This window comes from Pseudomonas sp. Emmai, assembly GCF_055179735.1.
In genome coordinates this window covers 6,067,483-6,080,180 of sequence record NZ_CM143685.1, presented here as the reverse complement: position 1 = coordinate 6,080,180, position 12,698 = coordinate 6,067,483, and the positions used below count along the sequence as shown (strand labels likewise).

13 protein-coding genes are annotated in these 12,698 nt (G+C 61.1%); 11 read left to right on the top strand and 2 right to left on the bottom strand.

What is annotated here, in order from left to right:
* Both ACY4LX_RS27825 and ACY4LX_RS27820 read right to left on the bottom strand, forming a co-directional pair.
* A complete protein-coding gene (locus ACY4LX_RS27825; protein WP_463258419.1) occupies window positions 1-1,902 on the bottom strand; it encodes a metallophosphoesterase family protein in 1,902 nt (633 codons plus the stop codon).
* An 81-nt stretch (window positions 1,903-1,983) separates the two neighbouring features.
* A complete protein-coding gene (locus ACY4LX_RS27820) occupies window positions 1,984-2,160 on the bottom strand; it encodes a hypothetical protein (RefSeq protein WP_178129038.1) in 177 nt (58 codons plus the stop codon).
* 251 nt (window positions 2,161-2,411) lie between these two features.
* Between ACY4LX_RS27820 and ACY4LX_RS27815 the strand changes: the two genes are divergently transcribed.
* The 11 genes from ACY4LX_RS27815 to ACY4LX_RS27765 all read left to right on the top strand — a co-directional run bounded on the left by ACY4LX_RS27815 (window position 2,412) and on the right by ACY4LX_RS27765 (window position 12,686).
* Complete coding sequence (locus ACY4LX_RS27815; RefSeq protein WP_463258418.1) at window positions 2,412-3,410, top strand: ATP-grasp domain-containing protein; 999 nt, start codon at window positions 2,412-2,414, stop codon at window positions 3,408-3,410.
* Between the two features lie 78 nt (window positions 3,411-3,488).
* On the top strand, window positions 3,489-4,628 hold the full coding sequence (locus ACY4LX_RS27810; RefSeq protein WP_463258417.1) for a trypsin-like peptidase domain-containing protein: 1,140 nt from the start codon (window positions 3,489-3,491) through the stop codon (window positions 4,626-4,628).
* A 69-nt stretch (window positions 4,629-4,697) separates the two neighbouring features.
* Complete coding sequence (locus ACY4LX_RS27805; protein WP_463258416.1) at window positions 4,698-5,834, top strand: phosphoribosyltransferase domain-containing protein; 1,137 nt, start codon at window positions 4,698-4,700, stop codon at window positions 5,832-5,834.
* Complete coding sequence (locus tag ACY4LX_RS27800) at window positions 5,824-6,582, top strand: HAD family hydrolase (RefSeq protein ID WP_463258415.1); 759 nt, start codon at window positions 5,824-5,826, stop codon at window positions 6,580-6,582. Before ACY4LX_RS27805 ends, ACY4LX_RS27800 begins: the two co-directional genes overlap by 11 nt.
* A complete protein-coding gene (locus ACY4LX_RS27795; RefSeq protein ID WP_463258414.1) occupies window positions 6,575-7,669 on the top strand; it encodes a cysteine protease StiP domain-containing protein in 1,095 nt (364 codons plus the stop codon). Before ACY4LX_RS27800 ends, ACY4LX_RS27795 begins: the two co-directional genes overlap by 8 nt.
* On the top strand, window positions 7,669-8,619 hold the full coding sequence (locus tag ACY4LX_RS27790) for an HpcH/HpaI aldolase/citrate lyase family protein (RefSeq protein WP_149658113.1): 951 nt from the start codon (window positions 7,669-7,671) through the stop codon (window positions 8,617-8,619). Before ACY4LX_RS27795 ends, ACY4LX_RS27790 begins: the two co-directional genes overlap by 1 nt.
* Window positions 8,616-9,395, top strand: a complete 780-nt coding sequence (locus ACY4LX_RS27785) for an HAD-IB family hydrolase (protein WP_463258413.1) — start codon at window positions 8,616-8,618, stop codon at window positions 9,393-9,395. The genes ACY4LX_RS27790 and ACY4LX_RS27785 overlap by 4 nt, the downstream gene beginning before the upstream one ends.
* Complete coding sequence (locus tag ACY4LX_RS27780; protein ID WP_149658112.1) at window positions 9,376-9,963, top strand: TerD family protein; 588 nt, start codon at window positions 9,376-9,378, stop codon at window positions 9,961-9,963. The genes ACY4LX_RS27785 and ACY4LX_RS27780 overlap by 20 nt, the downstream gene beginning before the upstream one ends.
* Entirely contained in the window at window positions 9,960-11,141 is a 1,182-nt protein-coding gene (locus ACY4LX_RS27775; protein WP_149658111.1) for a TerD family protein, read from the top strand. The genes ACY4LX_RS27780 and ACY4LX_RS27775 overlap by 4 nt, the downstream gene beginning before the upstream one ends.
* A 48-nt stretch (window positions 11,142-11,189) precedes the next feature.
* Window positions 11,190-11,639 (top strand): tellurite resistance TerB family protein, encoded by a 450-nt coding sequence (locus ACY4LX_RS27770; protein WP_149658110.1) that lies wholly within the window; start codon window positions 11,190-11,192, stop codon window positions 11,637-11,639.
* A gap of 12 nt (window positions 11,640-11,651) precedes the next feature.
* Entirely contained in the window at window positions 11,652-12,686 is a 1,035-nt protein-coding gene (locus tag ACY4LX_RS27765; protein ID WP_149658109.1) for a TerC/Alx family metal homeostasis membrane protein, read from the top strand.
* Window positions 12,687-12,698: the final 12 nt, after the last annotated feature.

The window sequence follows — 12,698 nt, the reverse complement described above, 5'->3', positions numbered from 1 at the left end:
CTACTCAGGCGCAACCATTCGGGTACGCGGCGAGCCATCGGCATTGTGCTGATAGATCTCCCGCGGCTGACCCTTTTCATTAAACAGCACCTGCCCGATCCCTGCCGAGTTCCACAACCGTTCACCCGCTTCGGCATGTTCGGGGGTGTGCGGAACGATGCGCATCAGCCGGCGTTTGGTGAACCAGTTCAGCGGCGAACGGGGCGAGTAGAGCCAGCGGTTGAGGCGGTCAAACCATTCGAGCAGGGCCGGCGGGAATTCGTTCTTGATCCCGCTGCTGGTGATCTGCCAGATCCGTGGGCCGGCCTTGCGGTGTCGGATCAGTACTTCGTAGACGAAGGAATAATGCACATCACCCGACAGCACCACGTAGTTCCCGGGTGTACGCGAGTGTCGGAAAATGTTCAGGATCACCTGGGCCGCGCCGCGATGGGCCATCCAGTTTTCGGCGTCCACCAGCAGGGGAAAGCCGCACCAACTGAAGACTCGTTGTACGGTCTCGATCAATTTGACGCCGAAGATCGGCGCCGGCGAAACGATGATCGCCGACGGGTGATCCAGCAGTTCCTGTTGCAACTCGCTGAGGGCTTCCCAGTCCAGCAGGCCCGAGGGTTGCTTGAGGTTCATCTCGCTGCGCCAGCGCCGGGTGCGGGTGTCGAGCACCACCAGGGCCGGGGTGGTCGGCAACACGTAGTGCCAGTTCTGGAAGCCCAGCAAGTCGTCGATCAAGTGGTCTTGAGCCGTGCTATCGAGGTAGCGCTCGGTGTTGCTTAACGCACGGGTTTTCTCCAGCACATCGGCGAACGCATCCGGGTTATTGCCCCAGCCCTGACACAGCATATAAGCGAGCAACGCATTGCCGATGATGCGCTTGGAGAAAGGATGGCCGTAGGCGGTTTCCTCCCATTGCGCGGACAGATTCCAGTCATCGGTCACGTCGTGGTCATCGAAAATCATCAGGCACGGCAGGTGCGCCATCGCTCGGCCAACGCCACCCAAACCGGCCTTGAAGGCATCGATGCGGGACTGTTCGAGGACATAGCGCTGAAACCTTTCGGGGGGCAGAACGGGTGGCTGCGGATCGATCAGCGTCCAGGCAGTGGGCGACCAGACCAACAGGTACATCGCCATGACTTCGGCGAACGTTACCAGGTGATTGTCGGCGCTGCTGCTGGTGAAAATCGGCTTACGCGCACCGCCGAAAAATCGCTCGCGCAGGGTTTCGTTGCTCTCAAGCGCCGGTAACAAATCCGCACGATGGTAGTAGCTGGCCGCGTGTTCGTAGAGGGTGGCGCTGTCGCTGACCACCGCCCCTTCGAGGTGCTCGTCGAACAAGCCCAGCCGCTGGATCAGCGCATGGATGGCCCGCAGCATTGGCCCGGCCACGTCGTCGGCGTAGACCTGGTCGCCGCTCATCATCAACAGGGCCGGGCGCTCAATGGCTGCCTGTTCAGTCGCCAGCAGACGATCCACACACAGCAAACCGTCCGCCGCCGGGTGGTGGGGTTTACGGCAGGAGCCGTGCAGCAACTGATCGATGCGTGAGCGCAGGACAAAGTTCGGGCAACGGGCGTCGCCGTACAGCAAGTGTGGGGCCCAGTCGGCGATGCCTGCGTCGTCAATCAGCAGGTCGTACTCGATCAACGTGTCGCAGGGCAGGGCGGTGTCCAGCGGCACATCGATCAAGTGAATAAAGGCATGGGTGCCAACGGGAATGACGGTGCAGGTCGAGTCATCCAGGCGGATGTCGTTTACACCTTGCAAACGCAAAGTCAGGGACAACGCCCGGGAACCTGCCAGCCACAGCACCAGCCGCGTGGGCTCAAGGCGCCGCAATAGCGGCCCGGCAAGGACCGCAGGCAGTGAGGCGTGATCGTCGGGAAATGGCAGGGTTACGGACATCCGGGTCAAGGCTCTGGGCACACAGGCCGGCGATGATAACGCAGCGGCCTTCCTTTGCCTTTAAGCAGGGCGCTCAGGTGCCTAGCGCATCGGCACCAGGGACAGCGTGATAGACAGCAGCACCAGCCCGACGATAAAGCCGGACACCGCCCCGGCCATGTTGCCGAAAAGCAGGCCCCAGCTGCCGCGATTGAGCACCACCCAGCGCCACATGAACCCCCAGGCTGCGGCAAATATCACAAAGCGTAGAAACTCCATTCGCTCCCTTCCTTACGCGCAGTAACAATAAAACCCATGCTCGACTGTCGCTGAGCATTGACGATGGGCGGCACGATATCAAAAACAGAGGTTTGCGCCACTGTCCCGGTGCGCTGTAGGAAGCGTCTGCGGGGAATTAAGTAGCCTTTTGTTGCATGTCCGTTATCGTGACGGGAAATTCAGCTGCCGCAGGGACTTGGTGACTCAACGCGAGTCGCCATCCCGGTCGATATTCATTCAGGAGCGTAAACGTGATCTGGTTTCTCGAAGGTCAATCCAGCCAGCGCGACATTCTTATGGGCGCGCGCGAGGCACTGCCGGCGAACGTCAGGGTTTTTGCCTCTCATCGTCAGGATCGACCTGAAATCACGGGGCAGGCCGATGTCAGCTTTCAAGAGCCTCTGGATAACGAGGAACGTATCGACTGGGTGATCGCCACGGCGCTTGAGCACGGCATCAAGGTGATCCTGGCCGGGCGTATCGGCAGCTTCTACGAAGTGGCGCGAGATCGCTTCGAAGCCGCCGGTTTGCAGCTGGTGACGGGCGGGATGTCCATGGACACCTTCGATAACGTCGACGACAAGAGTCGTTTCACCGCAGAGGCCGAGCGCGCCGGGCTGGCGTGCATTCCCGCCGTGACGGTCAACACTGCCCAGGAACTGGCGGCGGCTTATGAGTTGCTGTCCGCGCAAGGCGAGGTGTGCATCAAGCCGGTCGTCGGTATTTACGGGCAAGGTTTCTGGCGGTTCAAGGCCGATGTCGAGCCGTTCCGCTGCCTGGAAAACCCGGACGCGCGGGAAGTCGATTTCGATACCTACCTCAGCCTCTATAAGGCCAGTCCCGAGCGGAAGCCGATGCTGGTCATGCCGTATTTGCCGGGCAGCGAGTGTTCCGTCGACATGGTGTGCGAAGCGGGCCAGCCGGTTGCGTTCGTCGGCAGAAGAAAGCAGGGTGTTCACCAGACCTTCGAGCGCGAGTCCGCCGCCGTTGAGCTGGCACTCAAGGCCGCCGCGCATTTCAAGTGCGATGGGCTGGTCAATGTCCAGACCCGGGATGACCACAACGGTGTTCCCCATCTGCTGGAAATCAACCCGCGTTACTCCGGCGGCATTGGCTACACGAGGGCAACCGGGATAAACCTGGCCGGAATCTTCGCCGTTCGTCGGCTCGGTCTGGCAGAACCCGCGGGCCAGTGGGTGGACAACGTTCGGGTGAAGCCAATCACAGTTGCCGTTATAGCGCCTTCCTGATATTACAACGCCACATAGACAGTGAATGATTGTTGCTGTCTTGGCATAATTGCCAGCTACCGATCAAGGAACGACAGGATGAAGGCGCTTACGCCTGGAGCCAACGCCGCTATTTCAGGCGTTAAATGTGCATGGACGCTGGAGTGCAGCCACTCCACCGCCTTTGGGGAATACGCAGCCGTAGCGCTGCTGCCCGTCACTGAGAAGCGTCTTCCGACAGGTGACCCGGCTCTGTTTCAAGTCACTCAACAGTGGATGGAATGGAGCGGTACGCCGTCGTCTATCGGTTGTTCCCTGGACTTGTCCCGTCTTCCCGGCGGCAGCGAACGTCTGCTGCTGGTGGTGTATACCTTTTCCGCCGCCGGTCCTGTCAGCGAACTCAAGGACCTGCGCCTGCAAGTCGACAATCAGGTCGAACTGTCCCTGGACCTGAAAAGCAACGGTGAATCAGCCATCGTCATTGGCGAGTTCTACAACCGCAACGATCAATGGAAATTCCGCGCGCTGGCCGAAGGCTCGGCCTATGGCCTGGCCGCGATGGGGCGGCGCATGGGCATCACGATTGATGATGCGCACCCCAATCGCCGTCCGTATTCAGGTGATTCAGGCAGGAGCCGTGCTTCGGCCACGGGCACCGGGTTCGCCGTTTCGCCCAACCAGGTCATGACCTGCGCCCACGTGATCGAGGGGATGGAGGAACTGCACATTGCCTCGTTTGCCGGTCGTTATCGCGCCGAAGTGGTGGTGGTCGATCAGCGCAACGACATGGCGTTGCTGCGTATTCAGGATTGCCCGCCACTGTCGCCCGTGGTGTTCAAGGAAGGGGTCGGTTGTGCGCTGGGCGAGTCGGTGATTGCCCTGGGCTTTCCGATGGCCGGCCTGGCGGGCGGTGGCGTGCACGTGACGCAGGGCGGAGTGTCCGGTCTGTTCGGGTTGCACAACGATGCCAGCCTGCTGCAGTTCACGGCGGCCATCCAGCCTGGGTCCAGCGGTAGCCCATTGTTCGATAGCAGCGGGGCGGTCATCGGGATGGTGACGTCGTCGCTGCCGGATGCGCAAAACATGAACTTCGCGGTCAAGGCCGGGTTGTTGTTGGCCTTTCTGGATGCCTGTCATGTTTCGCCGCCCAAATCTCCAACCGGTCGGGTTTTCTCGACCGCCGAAATGGCTCGTGAAGCCCAGTCGTCACTCTGGCGGATCGAAGCCCGAAATCCGTAGAGGCACCCTGCTTTAAAAATAGTGAAGGGTTGTCAGTTCACTAATTCGCCTCTTTTAGGAATGTTGCACATGGAATCCGCAGTAGAAAAATCCACGACCACCACACTCAGCGCTCAATTGAAGCGCGGGCTGATGGAAGTCGATGTCGATGAATCCTCCATCGAACCCCATTCGTTATTCGGGTTCGCCGAGCGCCGTAATCCTAAACGGGCGTTCCTGTTTGTGTCCCGCGTGCTGGGCCGCCATATTCCGGTGCGTCCATCGATCATGCAGGCCAGCTACGAAACCCTGGCGGCCAAGATTCCCGCTGACTTGCCCGGCCCGGTCCTGGTGATCGGCATGGCCGAGACGGCCGTCGGCCTGGGTGCCGGTGTACACCGCGCCTACAGCAAGACCCGCCCGGACACCGTCTACATGGTCAGCACGCGCCATCCGGTCGGCACCGAGCTGTTCACCCGTTTTGAAGAAGAACACAGCCACGCCAGCGCACACCTGATTCACCAGCCCACCGATCTCGATGTGCGGGAAATGATGCTGAACGCGCGTTCCCTGGTGTTGGTCGACGATGAAGCCTCCACCGGCAAGACCTTCATCAACCTGCATCGCGCCCTCGTGGATGCCGGCCTGAGCAACGTGGAGCGGGTCGTGACCTGCGTGCTCACCGATTGGTCCCGTGGCGCGGTGCGCAACCTTCTGGGTGAAACCGCCACCCAGGTTTCGTTGCTGCAGGGTGCTTATCGCTTCTGCGAGGATCAAGACGCGCCACTGCCGGAAATGCCCGATGTGGGCGCAGTGGCCGTGGGCGAATGGCCCCTCGACCCGCGTAACGATTGGGGACGCCTGGGTGTGCGTCATGTCGAAGACACATTGGCCCCGCATATTCAGGTCAAGCCGGGCGAGCGCGTGATGGTCGTGGGCACCAGCGAATTCGTGTGGCGACCGTTTCTGCTGGCCGAACGTCTTGAACGCGCCGGGGCTGATGTGCATTTCAGCTCCACCAGCCGCTCGCCGATTGCCCTGGGCCATGAGATCGGGCACGCCTTGTCGTTCTCCGATAACTACGGCCTGGGCATTCCGAACTTTCTCTATAACGTGCGTCCGGGGCAGTTCGACCGTGTGTTGATCTGTACCGAAACGCCGGCGCAAGCGGTTCCCCAATCGCTGATTGAGGCGCTGAATGCGGAGGTCATTGTCGATGAGCAATAAGCGTCCCCTGATACTCATCGATCTTGATGACACCTTGTTCCAGACCGCGCGCAAGATGCCGCAAGGCGCTGAACGCCATACCGCGACGCTGGATGTCGACGGCCAGCCCAACGGCTACATGAGCGCCGTGCAGAAAAACTTTGTCGAATGGTTGCTGGCATCGGCCGATGTCGTGCCGGTCACGGCGCGCAGCGTCGAAGCTTACAGCCGCGTGCAATTGCCCTTCGTCGCGGGGGCCGTGTGTTCCCATGGTGGCGTGATCCTGCAACCCGATGGCTCGCTGGATCGCGATTGGCATGGGCAGATGACTGAGGCGCTGGCGGCGTATCAGGATCGGCTTGCGACCCTGAGTGCGGCGACCCTGGCCATCGGCGACGAAATGGGTTTTTCCCTGCGCGGATGGGTGGTGGAAGAGCAAGGCCTGTTGAATTACGTGGTGACCAAGCACAACGAGTCGGACGATTCGGTGCTGCAAAAGGTGTTGGCCGAGGTTCAGGCCCGTGGCCTGCTGGACGACATGCATATCCACGGCAACGGCAACAACCTCGCGTTCCTGCCGCACGGCTTGTCCAAGCGTCTGGCGGTCCAAGAACTGCTGCGCCGCGATCGAGCCACCCATGGCGAACGTCCGGTGCTGGGGTTTGGTGACAGCGTCACCGACCTGGGCTTCATGAACGAATGCAACTTCTGGGCGACGCCTGCCAATAGCCAATTGGCTAAAGTTGTGGAGGCGATGATCCATGGTTAATGCCTTTGCCCATCTGACCACGGTTGGCAGTGGCAGTTACGCGCCCGATGACGTGCACTTTTTGCTGCAACCCGTCGACATCGAAGTGACGGACGTTGAAGAGAAAGAGCGCCTGATCCAGACGCGGCAGAAGCATTACTCCGAGATGATCAGCCAGGAATCGGCCCCGACCGAGGTCCACAAAGGGCTGTACCAGCGTGCCATGGCGCAGAACTCGGTCAGGATGGCCCGGGATGTCCAGGCCCTGGCACTGGCGCTCGACCAGGCCTGTGACGGCCCTTCGATCGCGCTGGTTTCGTTCGTGCGCGCGGGGCTGCCTCTGGGCGTCCTGCTGCGCCGCGCGCTGTTGGACTTGGGGCGTGACGCCCACCATTACGGGATCAGCATCGTGCGTGACCGGGGCATCGACATGATTGCCCTGGACGCGGTGATCCAGGCCCACGGCGCGGAAAACATCGTGTTTGTCGATGGCTGGACCGGCAAGGGCGCCATCTCCGGCGAGATCCAGCGCAGCCTCAAGGGCGACACGCGCTTTCCCGAGCAGCCACGCCTTGTGGTGTTGGCCGACCCTTGCGGGCGCGCCTGGCTGGCGGCGTCGGCCGAAGACTGGGTGATTCCGTCCGGCATCCTCGGGGCCACGGTGTCCGGCCTGGTCTCGCGTTCCATCTGGCCGGCCAATGGCGGCCTGCATGGGTGCGTGGTCTACGACCACTTGCACGAACACGACGTCACGCGTGAATTCATCGACCAGATCGAAGCCGAGCGCCAGGCGCTGCCGGCGGTCGAAGCTGCCGCTCCCTGGACTGAAGCGCAACGCAATCAGCTGCAGGCTTCGGCACTGAGTGTCATCGACGCGATTGCCGCGCAATGGGGCATTACCAATCTGAATCGGGTCAAACCCGGCATTGCCGAGGCCACGCGTGCCGTTCTGCGCCGGGTGCCGGATCAGGTGCTGGTGCGCGATCGCAGCGATCCGGACGTGCAATTGCTGATGCACCTGACTGAGCGCGCGAACGTGACGGTTGAGGAGATGGGGGCCGCCCTCGGTCCTTATCGTGCCGTGACCGTTATCCGGAGTTTGAGCTGATGAAAATACTCTCGCCCTACGCCCTCGGTGCAACGCTCTACATGCCGGCCACCCGCGAGGACATCCTCGATGTGGTCTTGCACAAAAAACTGCCCGAACTGCGTTCGATGGTGGTGTGCCTCGAGGATGCGGTCGCGGAGATCGACGTCGAAACGGCGCTGGCCAACCTGCACAAGTTACTGCTCTCGATTGACCAGCAGGGCGGCCGCACGGTCGATGGCCCCATGCTGTTCGTGCGACCGCGGGATTCGCAGATGGCGGCCGTGCTCAACGACTGGCCGTTGATGGTGCATGTGGACGGGTTTGTCCTGCCCAAGCTGAGCCTGTCCAATCTGCGCGCGTGGGAATTGGCGGTGACCAACCCCGACATCTTCCTGATGCCGACCCTGGAGACCCGCGAGGTCTTCAACCCGGTGGCGATGGTCGAGCTGGGCGCAGCGCTCAAGCAGACCCTGGACCACCGCATCATTGCCCTGCGCATCGGTGGCAATGATCTGCTGGGCTGCCTGGGCCTTCGGCGCAATCCGGCGACCACGCTGTACAGCACGCCCATGGGTTACGTGATTCCAATGCTGGCCGGGGTCATGGGGTCGCAAGGGTTCGCTTTGACCGCCCCGGTGTTTGAGCGTTTGGCGACGCCGCATTTGCTGCTGGAAGAACTGAGCCTGGACATTGCCCATGGCCTGGTGGGCAAAACGGCGATTCATCCAAGCCAGATCAGCAGCATTCAGGACAGCCTGCGGGTCAGTCTCGAAGATCTAAATTGTGCCAAATTGATGCTGAATGAAGTCGCGCCAGCGGTCTTCAATCACAATGACACGATGTGCGAACCAGCAACTCACTTCAAATGGGCCACAAATATCCTTGAGCGTGCCAAGTGGCATGGGGTCAGGCATGCGGAGCCGAGCCATAGTGATCAGTCAATCCGTCTTGCAGAGGCCGGCCGATGACCCAGGAAATGCTTGAGATGGGCCCGGCCGGGGCCAAGGTCCTGTCGGTCTTTGACTTCGACGGCACCTTGACCCGGCACGACAGCTTCGTTCCCTTTCTGAAATTTGCGTTTGGCAAAATCGAATTTGCCAAGCGCTTGCGCCTGCTCGCCGGTCCGGGGGTGCGTTACCTGACGCGTCGCCTGTCGCGCGACGAACTCAAGGCCCGGCTGATCGCCGCGTTCCTCACCGATGCCAAGGAAGAGTGGGTGCGGCACAAGGCTGCGGAATTCTGCGGCCTGTACTGGACCCGCCTGATGCGTCCCGCCGGCTTGACCTCGGTGGCCGCTGAAAGACAGGCCGGCAGTGAGGTCACCCTGTGTTCCGCCTCTCCGGCGCTGGTCCTGAAACCGTTTGCCGATCGCCTCAATATCAAGTTGATCGCCACCGAACTGGAAGTCGTCGATGGGCGCCTGACCGGGCGGATCTCGGGCAACAACTGCCGCTGTGAAGCGAAGGTGCAGCGCCTTGAAGCGGTGTACGGCGACCTGACGCAATACCGCCTGCGCGCCTGGGGCGACACCCGCGGTGACCACGAACTTCTGGCTGCTGCGCAAGATGCGCACTGGCGACATTTCCACCCTGCATGGCGCCGTGGGCGTCTGCGGGTCTCCAAGACCTTGGCCCGAGATGCCGGCGTTGCGCCGATGGCAACTCGTCCGGTTGAGGACCGCAACGCTACACCCTCGCAATTGACGACCAACAAGGAGCGTACCGATGGCCCTAACTCTGACTAAAAACCAATCAATCTCCCTGGAAAAAACCGCTGGCGGTGGCCTCACGGCGATCACGCTTGGCCTCGGCTGGGATCCGGAGAAAGCCGGGTTCATGGGCCGGTTGATGGGTAACGGTGGTGACGTCGACCTGGATGCCTCCTGCATTCTGTTCGATGCCGACTTCAAGCCAGTGGACCTGGTGTGGTTCCGTCAACTGACCTCCCGCGACGGTTCGATCCAGCACTCGGGCGACAACCGCACCGGTGAAGGCGATGGCGACGACGAAACCATCACCGTTGATCTGCAGCGCCTGCCGGCCACCGTCAAATCGCTGGTATTCACCGTGAACAGCTTCACGGGCCAGAACTTCGAGAAGATCGCCAACGCGTATTGCCGCATCCTCAACGCGAGCAACAAGACCGAACTGGCGCGTTTCAATCTGTCCGAGAAGGGCCGTCACACCGGCGTGGTCATGGCCAGCCTGGTGCGCGAGAACGGCGGTTGGGACTTCAAGGCCATCGGTCAGGTGACCAACGGCCGCACGGCTGACGACCTGGTCAACCTGGCGGTTCAGGCGGTGCGTGCATGACCACCCTGGTTCCTGGCGGGAACGCGCCGGTAACCACCGGCCAGGTGCGGATCGATATCAGCTACTCGGCCATCCCGGGTGCCGATATCGACGTGTCTGCATTCGTCCTGAATGCCGCGGGTAAAGTCCGCGGCGACACTGATATGTGCTTCTACGGCCAGACCAATGTGCTGGGCGGAACGGTACAAATGACCGAGTCGTCTGCCGGTCGTGCGGTCTTCACCCTTGATTTGTCGCGCCTGGACGCGGTGGTCGAGAAGGTGGCGCTGACGGCGACGATCTACGAGAACAAAGCCAGCTTCGACCGTGTATCCCATCTCGCGCTGACCGTCACCGGCGGTATCGAGGCGCAGATACCCACCAGCGGAATGAAAGAAACCGCCCTGATCCTCGGCGAGTTTTATCGCCGCCAGGGCGAGTGGAAATTCCGTTGCGTCGCCCAGGGTTTTGCCGGTGGCCTTGAGCCTTTGGCCAAGTACTTCGGTGTCGAAATTGCCGCGCCTGCCCCGGCACCAGTGGCCGCTCCTGCACCCGTGGCGGCGCCTGCCGCACCCGTGCCGGCCGCGCCACCGAAGTCGTCGATCAGCCTGAGCAAAATCACCCTCGACAAGACCCGCTCCTCGATCAGCCTGGAGAAAACCGCTGAAGGCTTCGGCGAGATCAAGGTCAACCTCAACTGGAACAAAGGCAAGGGCGGCGGTTTCTTCTCGCGCAACAACGCCATCGACCTCGACGTGGGTTGCCTTTACGAGTTGCAGGATGGCTCCAAAGGGGTGGTCCAGGCACTGGGCAACAGCTTCGGCGATTTCGACTACGACCCTTACATCCGGTTGATGGGCGATGACCGTACCGGCGCCGTCAGCGATGGCGAATGGCTGCACATCAACGGCCGGCATTGGAGTGAAATCCGCCGGGTGCTGGTGTTCGCGTTCATCTACGAAGGTGCGCCGAACTGGCGTGAGACCGACGGCGTCGTGACCATTTATGTCCCGGGCCAGCCACCGATCGAAGTTCGCCTGAACGAAGAAGGCGGGCGCCTGGGCATGTGTGCCATCGCCCTGCTGGAGAACGAGGGCGGCGGCGTCAAGGTCAGCCGACGGGTCGATTTCCACAAAGGTCATTCGGTCATGGACAAGGCTTACGGTTGGGGCATGCGCTGGTCGGCAGGTTCCAAGTAACTATTTGAAAACGGCGGGCCGGTCCGGTCCGCCCTAGAGGTGAACAACATGTTGTCATGGTTGAAAACAAACGCGGCGCTTGCCCGCGAGAAGCTGACCACCGAAGTGGCCAAGTTCAAGAACAGAGAGTTCATGGAAGCGGTTGCCAACAGCTGCGCCATGGTTGCGGCGGCGGACGGTGAAGTCAGCTCGGCTGAAAAAATGAAAATGACCGGGTTCATCAACAACTCGCCCGAGCTGAAAGTGTTCAACCTGACCGACGTGATCAAGGTCTTCAACGACGCGTGCGGCAAGTTCGAATTCGACTTCCAGATCGGTCAGGCCGAAGCCCTGAAAAACATCAGCAAGATCAAGGGCAAGGACGGCGCAGGTCGCCTGCTGGTCCGTGTTGCCTGCGCCATCGGCGCGTCGGACGGTAATTTCGACGACAAGGAAAAAGCCGTTTGCCGCCTGATCTGCCTCGAGCTGGGCTTACCCCCGGCTGACTTTGAACTCTAAGGAACAATAACTGTGGAAGTTTCTCACCTGGGTTTCCCCCCGCTGACCATCGCTGTATTCGTGGCGCTGGCGCTCGGCGCGATGATCCTCGACATGTTCACCCATCGCGGTGACCAGCCGATCAGCCTCGCCAAAGCATCAGCCTGGTCGGTGTTCTGGATTCTCATCTCGTTCGGCTTCGCAGGGTTCCTGTACTACGAACATGGCCCGGATGTCGCGACCCTGTTCATCACCGGCTATGCGCTGGAAAAAGTCCTGAGCGTGGACAACCTGTTCGTGTTCATGGCGATCTTCGCCTGGTTCAAAGTGCCGAACGGCCTGCGTCACCGCGTCCTGTACTGGGGCATCATCGGCGCGATCGTGTTCCGCCTGATCTTCGTGGCTATCGGTACCGGCCTGCTGGCGCTGGGTCCTTGGGTCGAAGTGGTGTTTGCCCTGATCGTGGCCTGGACAGCGGTCATGATGCTGCGCAGCGGCGGTGACGACGAAGAGGAAGAAGATTACTCCACGCACATGGCGTACCGCTTCGCCAAGAAGCTGTTCCCGGTGTGGCCGAAACTGCATGGCCATGACTTCTTCGTGCGTCGCAAGACGCTGGAAGCCGAGCTGACCAAGCCGGAAAACAAAGGCATGTCGCTGGCGGCCAAGGGCGGTCTGTTCGCCACGCCGCTGTTCCTGTGCCTGGTGGTCATGGAAGTGTCCGACGTGCTGTTTGCGTTCGACTCCGTCCCGGCCGTCATCGCCGTCAGCCGCGAACCGCTGATCGTGTTCTCGGCCATGCTCTTCGCCATCCTCGGCCTGCGGACCATGTACTTTGTGCTGGAAGCGCTGAAACGCTACCTGGTGCACCTGGAAAAAGCCGTTATCGCGCTGCTCTTCTTCATCGCGGTAAAGCTGGGCCTGAATGCGACTGACCACCTGTTCCACCACGGCTACAACATCGATCCGAACACCAGCCTGATCATCGTTGTCGTAGTGCTGGCCATCGGTATTTTCGCCAGCGTGATCTTCCCCGAAAAGGAAGTTGCCCCGGCTGACAATCAGTAATTCAAAACGCAT

Excerpts from the sequence above, each read along its gene's own strand:
- ACY4LX_RS27825 (WP_463258419.1), bottom strand. The coding sequence starts at position 1,902 with ATGTCCGTAACCCTGCCATTTCCCGACGATCACGCCTCACTGCCTGCG.
- ACY4LX_RS27820 (WP_178129038.1), bottom strand. The coding sequence starts at position 2,160 with ATGGAGTTTCTACGCTTTGTGATATTTGCCGCAGCCTGGGGGTTCATG.
- ACY4LX_RS27810 (WP_463258417.1), top strand. The coding sequence starts at position 3,489 with ATGAAGGCGCTTACGCCTGGAGCCAACGCCGCTATTTCAGGCGTTAAA.
- ACY4LX_RS27805 (WP_463258416.1), top strand. The coding sequence starts at position 4,698 with ATGGAATCCGCAGTAGAAAAATCCACGACCACCACACTCAGCGCTCAA.
- ACY4LX_RS27800 (WP_463258415.1), top strand. The coding sequence starts at position 5,824 with ATGAGCAATAAGCGTCCCCTGATACTCATCGATCTTGATGACACCTTG.
- ACY4LX_RS27795 (WP_463258414.1), top strand. The coding sequence starts at position 6,575 with ATGGTTAATGCCTTTGCCCATCTGACCACGGTTGGCAGTGGCAGTTAC.
- ACY4LX_RS27790 (WP_149658113.1), top strand. The coding sequence starts at position 7,669 with ATGAAAATACTCTCGCCCTACGCCCTCGGTGCAACGCTCTACATGCCG.
- ACY4LX_RS27785 (WP_463258413.1), top strand. The coding sequence starts at position 8,616 with ATGACCCAGGAAATGCTTGAGATGGGCCCGGCCGGGGCCAAGGTCCTG.
- ACY4LX_RS27780 (WP_149658112.1), top strand. The coding sequence starts at position 9,376 with ATGGCCCTAACTCTGACTAAAAACCAATCAATCTCCCTGGAAAAAACC.
- ACY4LX_RS27775 (WP_149658111.1), top strand. The coding sequence starts at position 9,960 with ATGACCACCCTGGTTCCTGGCGGGAACGCGCCGGTAACCACCGGCCAG.
- ACY4LX_RS27770 (WP_149658110.1), top strand. The coding sequence starts at position 11,190 with ATGTTGTCATGGTTGAAAACAAACGCGGCGCTTGCCCGCGAGAAGCTG.